This window comes from uncultured Faecalicoccus sp. (genome assembly GCF_944327125.1).
Lineage (GTDB): Bacteria > Bacillota_I > Bacilli_A > Erysipelotrichales > Erysipelotrichaceae > Faecalicoccus.
In genome coordinates this window covers 1-7,631 of the sequence record NZ_CALVGO010000062.1, presented here as the reverse complement: position 1 = coordinate 7,631, position 7,631 = coordinate 1, and the positions used below count along the sequence as shown (strand labels likewise).

Genomic DNA, 7,631 nt, shown 5'->3' with positions numbered 1-7,631 from the left:
TGGAACGGCAGACACGCTGTCTTCAGGCGGCAGTGCGAGCAATCGCGTGAGAGTTCAAATCTCTTCTTCTGCACCAATTGTCTAAAAAGCCCTTAAATAAGGGCTTTTTTGTTTGTCAATATACTATTGGTGACACTTTTGGTGACAGTTAGCCATAAAAAGACTAATTCACATTAAAATAAGCCAAAAAGATTTTTTAGAAGCATATAAAAACGAGAGCTGTTGTTCTCTCGTTTTTTTATATCAAGGCAGGGAACTCCCCTTCAAAACACATTCATTGTTCCTCTTTCATCTCAATGCATTTCTTAGGGCAAGTTTTTACACAAAGGGTGCATCCTACACAAAGTCCTTTATCCACTTTCCACGACTTCTTTTCCCGATTGACATCGATCGCTTTTTTCGGACATTTGGAAGCACACAGTCCGCAGAAAACACATGCATCGGTTGCGGCCGGGTATTTCTTTTTCTGAGGCGGTCGGGTATAAACTTCTTTGGTCTTTTTGACATCCGGGCTGGTATAGCCTTTTTCCATGTGCAGACACTTTTTTGGACATACATTGACACAGTTTCCACACTGAATGCAGTCGAACCGGTCAATGGTCCACGTTCCTTTGGTCCGGTCTACTTCCAAAGCTCTGGGCGGACAATTCTGAGCACAGAGGGTACAGGAGATACATTGATCGATGTCGATTACGATATGTCCCCGCATCCGGTCACTATAGGTTGCTTCTTGAAACGGATAAGCTTCCGTTACCGGCTTAGATACAAAATTTTTTAAGATCTGTTTTGTGAACACAAACAGTTTTGTCGATCGCATAGTCTCACCTCTCCGTACAGCTGATACATGGATCAATCGTCAGTATCAACAAAGGGACATCGCCTAACTGACAACCCTTCAAAAGATCCAACATCGGAGGAATGTTCGAAGTTGTCGGTGTCCTTAAACGGAAACGATCCAGATATTTGGTTCCATTTCCTTTGGTATAGTAAATGGCTTCGCCGCGAGGCTGTTCGATTCGCACAAAGCACTCGCCTTTCGGATTTCCCTTAACCGGAACCGCAATTTCCCCTTCCGGGATTTTTGAGATCAGCTCATGAAGAATCTCAAAGGACTGCAGGATCTCCGCCAGACGGACTTTCGTACGGGCGTAAGAATCACCTTCGATGGCGATGATCGGCCCAAAATTCAATTCATTATACGCGGCATAACCGGTTTCCCGGGAATCATAATCCACCCCGCTGGCCCTTAACATCGGGCCCACGGCTCCGGCAGTATAAGCCTGTTCTTTTGTGAGCACGCCCAGTCCGCGAAGACGGTTATTGACCAGGGCATCTTCTAAAAAGGTGTTGGTGATTGGTGTCAGTTCCTGTTCCAATTCCGTTATGGTTTTATCGATTTCCTGTAACATAGAACGGTCAACATCCTTTAAAACACCTCCGATTTGATTGACAGAGAATATGATCCGTCCTCCGGTGGTCGCATCAAAGATATCCAGGATCTTTTCCCGCAGGCGCCAGCTTTGCATGAACAAAGATTCAAAGCCCAGGGCATCGGCCAACAAGCCTAACCACAGTAAATGAGAATGGATACGGCTTAACTCCATCCACATCGTGCGAAGATATTTGGCCCGGCGGGGAATATCGATTCCCATGACACGTTCCACACTTTCGCAATACCCCATACCATGGCCAAAACTGCAGATGCCGCAGACTCTTTCGGCAACATATACATATTGTTTGTAACCTCTTGTCTTAACCAGTTTTTCAAGGCCTCTATGCACAAAACCAATGTTGGGAATGGCTTCTACGACCACTTCATCTTCCAGAACCAGATCCAGGTGGATCGGTTCGGGTAAAACGGGATGCTGAGGACCAAATGGAATGATACTTCGTTTTGCCATTATGCTTCCTCCTTATCCGGTCCAAAAGGGGCTTCCACATCGATTCGGTACAGCTTGTGTTTATAATCCATGGTAATGTTGTTGATGAGGACCCCGAACAGTTCAGCCGCTTCATTTTCCTGCAGAAAAGCGCAGGGGAAAATCTGCGTGATCGAAGAGATCGATTCATGATGATCCAGATGAACACGCAAGGTATCCATATTTTTATCTTTGACAAAGGTATAGCTCATTTCATATCCATCCTCTGTGGTGACCGCACAAATCTGGGCCAGCCGCCATCCGTTCATCTTTTTCTGCACCGCGGCTGCATACAGTTCGGCTTTTCCTAGAGTTATGATTCGATCACTCATGGGTTTGGGCCTCCTTTTTCTTTTCCAGTATATCCACCGCTTTTAGTACACCGTCAATGATCGACTGAGGTCTGGCGGCACATCCCGGCACATAAACATCGACAGGAATCACGGTATCGATCCCGCCTAAAATGTTATAACAGTCTTTAAAGACCCCGCCGGTACAGGCACAGATCCCTACAGCCACCACCACTTTTGGGTTGGGCATCTGGGAATAGATCTGTTTGACAACCTGAGCACTCTGGGCATTGACGCCGCCGGTGATCAGTAATATATCGGCGTGAAACGGATTGCCGGTATTGATGATCCCGAAGCGTTCGATATCAAAACGAGGCATGGTACAAGCCAAGACTTCGATATCACAGCCGTTGCAGCTGCTGGCATCATAATGAAGCATCCAAGGTGATTTTTTTAAACGATCCATATCTTTATCACCCTCCTATATCAACATCAGAATCAAAATATTGATTCCCCCGCACAACAGCGTGATCAACCAGCAGATATCTAAAAGTTTATGCCAGTTGACACGGGCACAGACATTATCGATCAATATTTCAAGAAAATATACGCCTAAACATAAAACGATGCCAAGGATCCAGCTGATGATCGAAGAATCAATAAAGAACAGGGCAACGACCGCCAACAAGAGCATCTTTTCGTAATATTCACCAATCTCCATGATCGCCAAAGTAGGCCCGGACATTTCCGTTGTGATCCCTTTGACCACTTCCTGATGGGCATGATGGGACGTAGAAAGATCAAACGGTGATTTTCTCAGTTTAATGGCCATAATCAGTATGAATCCGACAAAAAGACCCGGCATCATCCAGAAGGCACAAGTCTCCTGGGCGATGATCTCATCCACTCTAAAAGAGCCCGTCGCAAGATAAAATCCAACGGCGATCAATAACGTCATCGGTTCGTAAGACATCATCTGCATCATTTCCCGGCTGGCGCCGATATTGGAATAAGGCGACGAATCGCTGCTGGCCGCTAGGATCAAAAACATATCGGCCGTTGAAAGAATAAACAGCGACATCAAAATATCCGTACCAAAAAACACCATGCCGCCGGCAACCGCAAGAAAAATCAAATAGCTGCAGTTCAACAACAGCTGTACGCTGTTGACCGCGATCATCTGCTTTGAAAACAGTTTGAACAAATCGTAGAACGGCTGCCAGATCGGCGGACCTTTTCTTCCCTGCATGCGGGCCGTAATCTTACGGTCGATACCGTCCAGAAAAGCACCGACAAACGGGGCCAGAATCAAATACAGAATTAAAGAGAGGACCCTGGTCATGAAAGAACACCTCCCAACAAGACGGCAAAGGTTACGATCAATACGCTGGCTGCCAAAATCTGTGAAGGTTTCAGTAAACGCCGCCGTCCGAATTCAAACCGCAAATACCAGTTGGAAAGATGCAGTTTTTTGGATTGGCCAAAACTATCGGTAAAATGAGAGTTGTCTCCCACATTGATTCCATTCATATACGTTGGAACGATATCCCGCGGTGCCATTCTTGTGACCAGAAACATCATTGCCGGCACGATCAGTACGCTGCAGACCATGATCACCATTGTCGTCAGCTCACTCATCGACAAGACATCGGTGGTTGCCCCAAATAAGGAAAGAACGATAGGATTGACCACGTATCCTGCCAAAAGCGGGAACAACAAACACAACGAAATCGTAATGGCACATAAGACGGCCATCGAAAAATACTCATCTTTTCGCGTCACATCCCGATCGGGAACGCGCGGTTTATGCATCGCAATCAATTTACCCAGCCATTTGGTCCAGTAAAACATCGTCGAAGCACTTCCAAAGGCAATACAGATCACCAGCAAGACGTTGCCGGAATCGACAAAAGCTTTCAAAGCGACCCATTTACTGATCAACATGCCAAAAGGAGCCAGATACATCCCGGCAATTCCAATACCCATGACATAAGCCAGTTTGGGAAGACGTAAAATCAGGCCATGCATATTTTCAATATCCCGGGATCCAATACTGTTTTCGGTGGCCCCCACCGCTTCAAACAACATGGACTTGCTTGAAGAATGAAAGATCATCAAAAAGATGGCCGCCCAGACCGTCTGTTCCACACCGATGCCCGCACAGGCCACGATCAATCCTAGATTGGAGATCGTTGAAAAGGCCAGGACCTTTTTGGCATCGTTTTGCGCGATGGCCATCAAACTGGTCATGATAAACGTAAATCCACCGATAAAACTGACGATCGTTCCGCACAGGCTGCCATTTAAGGCCGGTGCCAGACGGATCAAAAGATAAACGCCCGCCTTGACCATTGTGGCACTGTGCAACAAGGCACTGGATGGTGTTGGGGCCACCATGGCGCCAAAAAGCCACGTTGAAAACGGCAGCTGGGCGCTTTTGGTCAATCCGGCCAACGCCAGCATGCCGATGATCATCGGATTGGCACTGGCAACGATCTCATTGAGCTGTACGCTGTGATTCCACATCGCACAAAGCCAGATCGCTACGGCAAACCCGAACCCGCCAAACAAGTTCATCCATAGCGCACGGAAACTGTTGGTAATGGCTTCCTCGGTCTTCGTGTATCCAATCAACAAAAAGGAGATCACACTGGTGATTTCCCAGAAAAAATACATCCAAATCAAATTGGACGATAATACCAGGCCAAACATAGCGGACATAAACACAAAGATCAATGCCAGAAAAGTCGAACTTCGGTCAAGCACTCCTTTGTGATTTTCGTGGTAGCTTTTCATATAGCCCACCGAATAAATGCCGATCAATCCACCGATAAAGGCACAGATAATGCACATCAAAAGGGCAAGAGAATCCACCTGTGTATGCGTAGACTCCACTAAAGGGATCGTATATTCCACCCATAAAGTCAATCCCGTCTGCAAGATGGCCAAAAGCGAGATCCATCGTCTTTTATATTTAAAGCACATATAGACGATAAACACCATCAACAAGATCTCAAAGGCCTGCATCGCCTTATCCATCCATTCGGTCTGGGTATATAAATACCATGTATTAGACCCATCCTGGATCCATGTGATCATCAGTGCCAGAGCAGAAATCATCATGGCCACCACGGTCGCATAGATCGTATACCCTCGTGTTTTCGCATTATGATTCAAGAAAATCAGGATGGCTCCGATCAAAGGAATGCCAGCCATGATTGGTATCAAGTACAAGAGGATCACTCCCATTCTTTCTTAAGTTTCATTATATGCCTAATTGAAAGGGGTTTCCATTCATTTTTTGTTTTTTCAGGGGTATAATACAGATATGCACGAAATGGAAATTACTTCCCATATTCTCAAAGACGTTCTTAAAATTGCCAAAGAACACCAGGCCTGTAAAGTGACCGAAATCACTTTGGCCCTGGGACCTTTCAGCGGATTTGTCCCGGAATGCATTCAGATGTATATGGATGTTATCGCGCAAGATACGATTGCGAAAAATGTGAAGATCCAAATCAGGGAGATCCCTTTGAAAGTGCACTGTAACCAGTGCCATAAAGAATCTCTGATCGACCGGACCCATATTGAATGTCCCTATTGCCACAGTATCGATTTAAAACGTTTATCCGGAAAGGAATGTCTTATAGAAAGTATCAAGGTGGAAACAAATGGAAATCAAAGTATATCATCAGATCATGGACTGGAATGAAGATGTTTCCAGTCAGGTTCGTCAAACATTAAAAGAACATCAAACGTTATTGGTCAATATCATGGGTTCTCCAGGAACCGGAAAGACCAGCCTTTTAAAAGCACTGATCCATTCTCTAAAAGATCAGTATTCGATAGGGATCATCGAGGGCGATATCACCACCGCAATCGATGCCAGGGCCATGGCGGCGCTGGATATTCCCAGTGTTGAGCTCAACACCGATGGAGCCTGCCATATCGAAGCGATGAGCATCCAGAAGATCTTGACGGATTTTGATCTGGATTCTCTTGATATTCTCTTTGTCGAAAACATTGGAAACCTGGTTTGCCCCGCCGAATTTGATATCGGGGAATCGCTTCGCATCACGATCCTCAGCGTTCCCGAAGGCGATGACAAGGTCGTAAAATATCCGTTGATGTTTACCGACACCGATTGTCTTGTCGTCAATAAGATCGATGTGCTTCCTTATTTTGACTTTGATATCGATCGCATAAAAAAAGATTACCAGGGCGTAAATCCAAAAGCCCCGATGTTTTCTGTCAGCGCAAAGACAAACGAAGGCATTGATTCTTTGGTCGCTCATCTAAAAGAGAAGTTTGAAACACTGCTCCATGATCCATCTTAAGCTGAATATCAACGGGATCGTACAAGGTGTAGGCTTTCGCCCCTTTGTACACCGTCTTGCCAAAGAACACGGCCTGCAGGGATGTGCCTTCAATAACGCCTCCGGCATCGTGATCCATATTCAGGGGACCTGGGAAAATGTAACTGTCTTTTGCGAAGAACTTTCGACCAAAGCTCCGCATCTGGCCCGCATCGAATCCATTTCCAAAGAAGAAAAGCCCCTCCAGAAATGGAGCGGTTTTACCATTTTGGACAGTAAGAACGGGCTGCATCAGACTTTGATCTCTCCAGACATTGCCCCATGTCCCGAATGCATCAAAGAACTTATGGACCCCGACAACCGAAGATATCATTATCCCTTTATCAACTGTACAAATTGCGGTCCCCGTTACACGATCATAAAAGATATTCCCTATGACCGCCAAAACACGACCATGGCTCCCTTTAAGCTGTGTTATGAATGTGCCAAAGAATACCAGGATATTGAGGATCGGCGCTATCATGCCCAGCCTAACGCCTGCGAAAAATGCGGACCGCATCTGTCCTATATCGGAAACCAGAAAGAAAAGGATCCCCTCGACAATGCCATACAAGATCTTCAGTCTGGAATGATCGTAGCCATCAAAGGAATCGGCGGATTTCATCTGGCTTGTGATGCCAAAAACAAAGACGCCGTTCAAAGACTAAGAATGCGTAAACATCGAGAGGCAAAACCGCTGGCCATCATGGTCAGGGATATAGAATGCGCCTTGGAATTTGTTCAACTGTCCGCAAAGGAAAAAGAACTTTTAACTTCTTCGATACGCCCTATTGTCCTCTGTAAAAAAAAGGACCCGGCATCCTATAGAGAACTTTCCCATACCAAGGAGATCGGAATTCTTCTTCCTTACAGCCCTTTGCACATCCTGTTGATGGAAAAGTGTCCTTCTTTGGTCATGACCAGCGCCAACCTTGCGGATACACCTGTTATTATCCGCAACGACGAAGCTTTACATCAGCTCAAAGAGATCGCGGATTCCTTTTTGATCCATGACCGGGATATTGAAAACCGCCTGGATGATTCTCTGGTTCGCATCGTGCTGGATC

At 45.9% G+C, this 7,631-nt stretch carries 9 protein-coding genes; 3 read left to right on the top strand and 6 right to left on the bottom strand.

The genetic code is table 11. The features are described from left to right. Window positions 1-274: 274 nt before the first annotated feature. Genes Q0K03_RS06655 through Q0K03_RS06630 form a run of 6 tightly spaced genes read right to left on the bottom strand, consistent with a single transcriptional unit; the run spans window position 275 to window position 5,443 of the window. A complete protein-coding gene (locus Q0K03_RS06655) occupies window positions 275-817 on the bottom strand; it encodes a 4Fe-4S dicluster domain-containing protein (RefSeq protein ID WP_297238940.1) in 543 nt (180 codons plus the stop codon). A gap of 4 nt (window positions 818-821) precedes the next feature. Then, the gene (locus tag Q0K03_RS06650) at window positions 822-1,901 is read right to left on the bottom strand and encodes a nickel-dependent hydrogenase large subunit (protein ID WP_297238939.1); all 1,080 of its coding nucleotides are present in this window, start codon (window positions 1,899-1,901) and stop codon (window positions 822-824) included. After that, the gene (locus Q0K03_RS06645; protein ID WP_297238938.1) at window positions 1,901-2,251 is read right to left on the bottom strand and encodes an NADH-quinone oxidoreductase subunit C; all 351 of its coding nucleotides are present in this window, start codon (window positions 2,249-2,251) and stop codon (window positions 1,901-1,903) included. The genes Q0K03_RS06650 and Q0K03_RS06645 overlap by 1 nt, the downstream gene beginning before the upstream one ends. Then, window positions 2,244-2,675, bottom strand: coding sequence for an NADH-quinone oxidoreductase subunit NuoB (gene nuoB, locus Q0K03_RS06640; RefSeq protein ID WP_297238937.1), 432 nt, complete (start codon window positions 2,673-2,675; stop codon window positions 2,244-2,246). Before nuoB ends, Q0K03_RS06645 begins: the two co-directional genes overlap by 8 nt. A 15-nt stretch (window positions 2,676-2,690) precedes the next feature. After that, a complete protein-coding gene (locus Q0K03_RS06635; RefSeq protein ID WP_297238936.1) occupies window positions 2,691-3,551 on the bottom strand; it encodes a complex I subunit 1 family protein in 861 nt (286 codons plus the stop codon). Further along, window positions 3,548-5,443: a proton-conducting transporter membrane subunit gene (locus Q0K03_RS06630; protein WP_297238935.1), complete on the bottom strand. Its 1,896-nt coding sequence runs from the start codon at window positions 5,441-5,443 to the stop codon at window positions 3,548-3,550. The genes Q0K03_RS06635 and Q0K03_RS06630 overlap by 4 nt, the downstream gene beginning before the upstream one ends. Before the next feature lie 94 nt (window positions 5,444-5,537). On the opposite strand from Q0K03_RS06630, the gene Q0K03_RS06625 reads away from it, so the two are divergent. From Q0K03_RS06625 to hypF, 3 genes are all read left to right on the top strand, one after another. After that, the gene (locus tag Q0K03_RS06625; protein WP_297238934.1) at window positions 5,538-5,921 is read left to right on the top strand and encodes a hydrogenase maturation nickel metallochaperone HypA; all 384 of its coding nucleotides are present in this window, start codon (window positions 5,538-5,540) and stop codon (window positions 5,919-5,921) included. Continuing rightward, a complete protein-coding gene (gene hypB / locus Q0K03_RS06620; protein WP_297238933.1) occupies window positions 5,881-6,546 on the top strand; it encodes a hydrogenase nickel incorporation protein HypB in 666 nt (221 codons plus the stop codon). The genes Q0K03_RS06625 and hypB overlap by 41 nt, the downstream gene beginning before the upstream one ends. After that, window positions 6,533-7,631 (top strand): carbamoyltransferase HypF (gene hypF, locus Q0K03_RS06615; RefSeq protein WP_297238932.1); only part of this gene is annotated, 1,099 nt, incomplete at its 3' end. The genes hypB and hypF, both read left to right, overlap by 14 nt.

What these genes read in the sequence shown, in the direction of transcription:
- Q0K03_RS06645 (WP_297238938.1), bottom strand. Translation starts at nt 2,251, where the DNA reads ATGAGTGATCGAATCATAACTCTAGGAAAAGCCGAACTGTATGCAGCC.
- nuoB (WP_297238937.1), bottom strand. Translation starts at nt 2,675, where the DNA reads ATGGATCGTTTAAAAAAATCACCTTGGATGCTTCATTATGATGCCAGC.
- Q0K03_RS06655 (WP_297238940.1), bottom strand. Translation starts at nt 817, where the DNA reads ATGCGATCGACAAAACTGTTTGTGTTCACAAAACAGATCTTAAAAAAT.
- Q0K03_RS06650 (WP_297238939.1), bottom strand. Translation starts at nt 1,901, where the DNA reads ATGGCAAAACGAAGTATCATTCCATTTGGTCCTCAGCATCCCGTTTTA.
- Q0K03_RS06625 (WP_297238934.1), top strand. Translation starts at nt 5,538, where the DNA reads ATGCACGAAATGGAAATTACTTCCCATATTCTCAAAGACGTTCTTAAA.
- hypB (WP_297238933.1), top strand. Translation starts at nt 5,881, where the DNA reads ATGGAAATCAAAGTATATCATCAGATCATGGACTGGAATGAAGATGTT.
- Q0K03_RS06635 (WP_297238936.1), bottom strand. Translation starts at nt 3,551, where the DNA reads ATGACCAGGGTCCTCTCTTTAATTCTGTATTTGATTCTGGCCCCGTTT.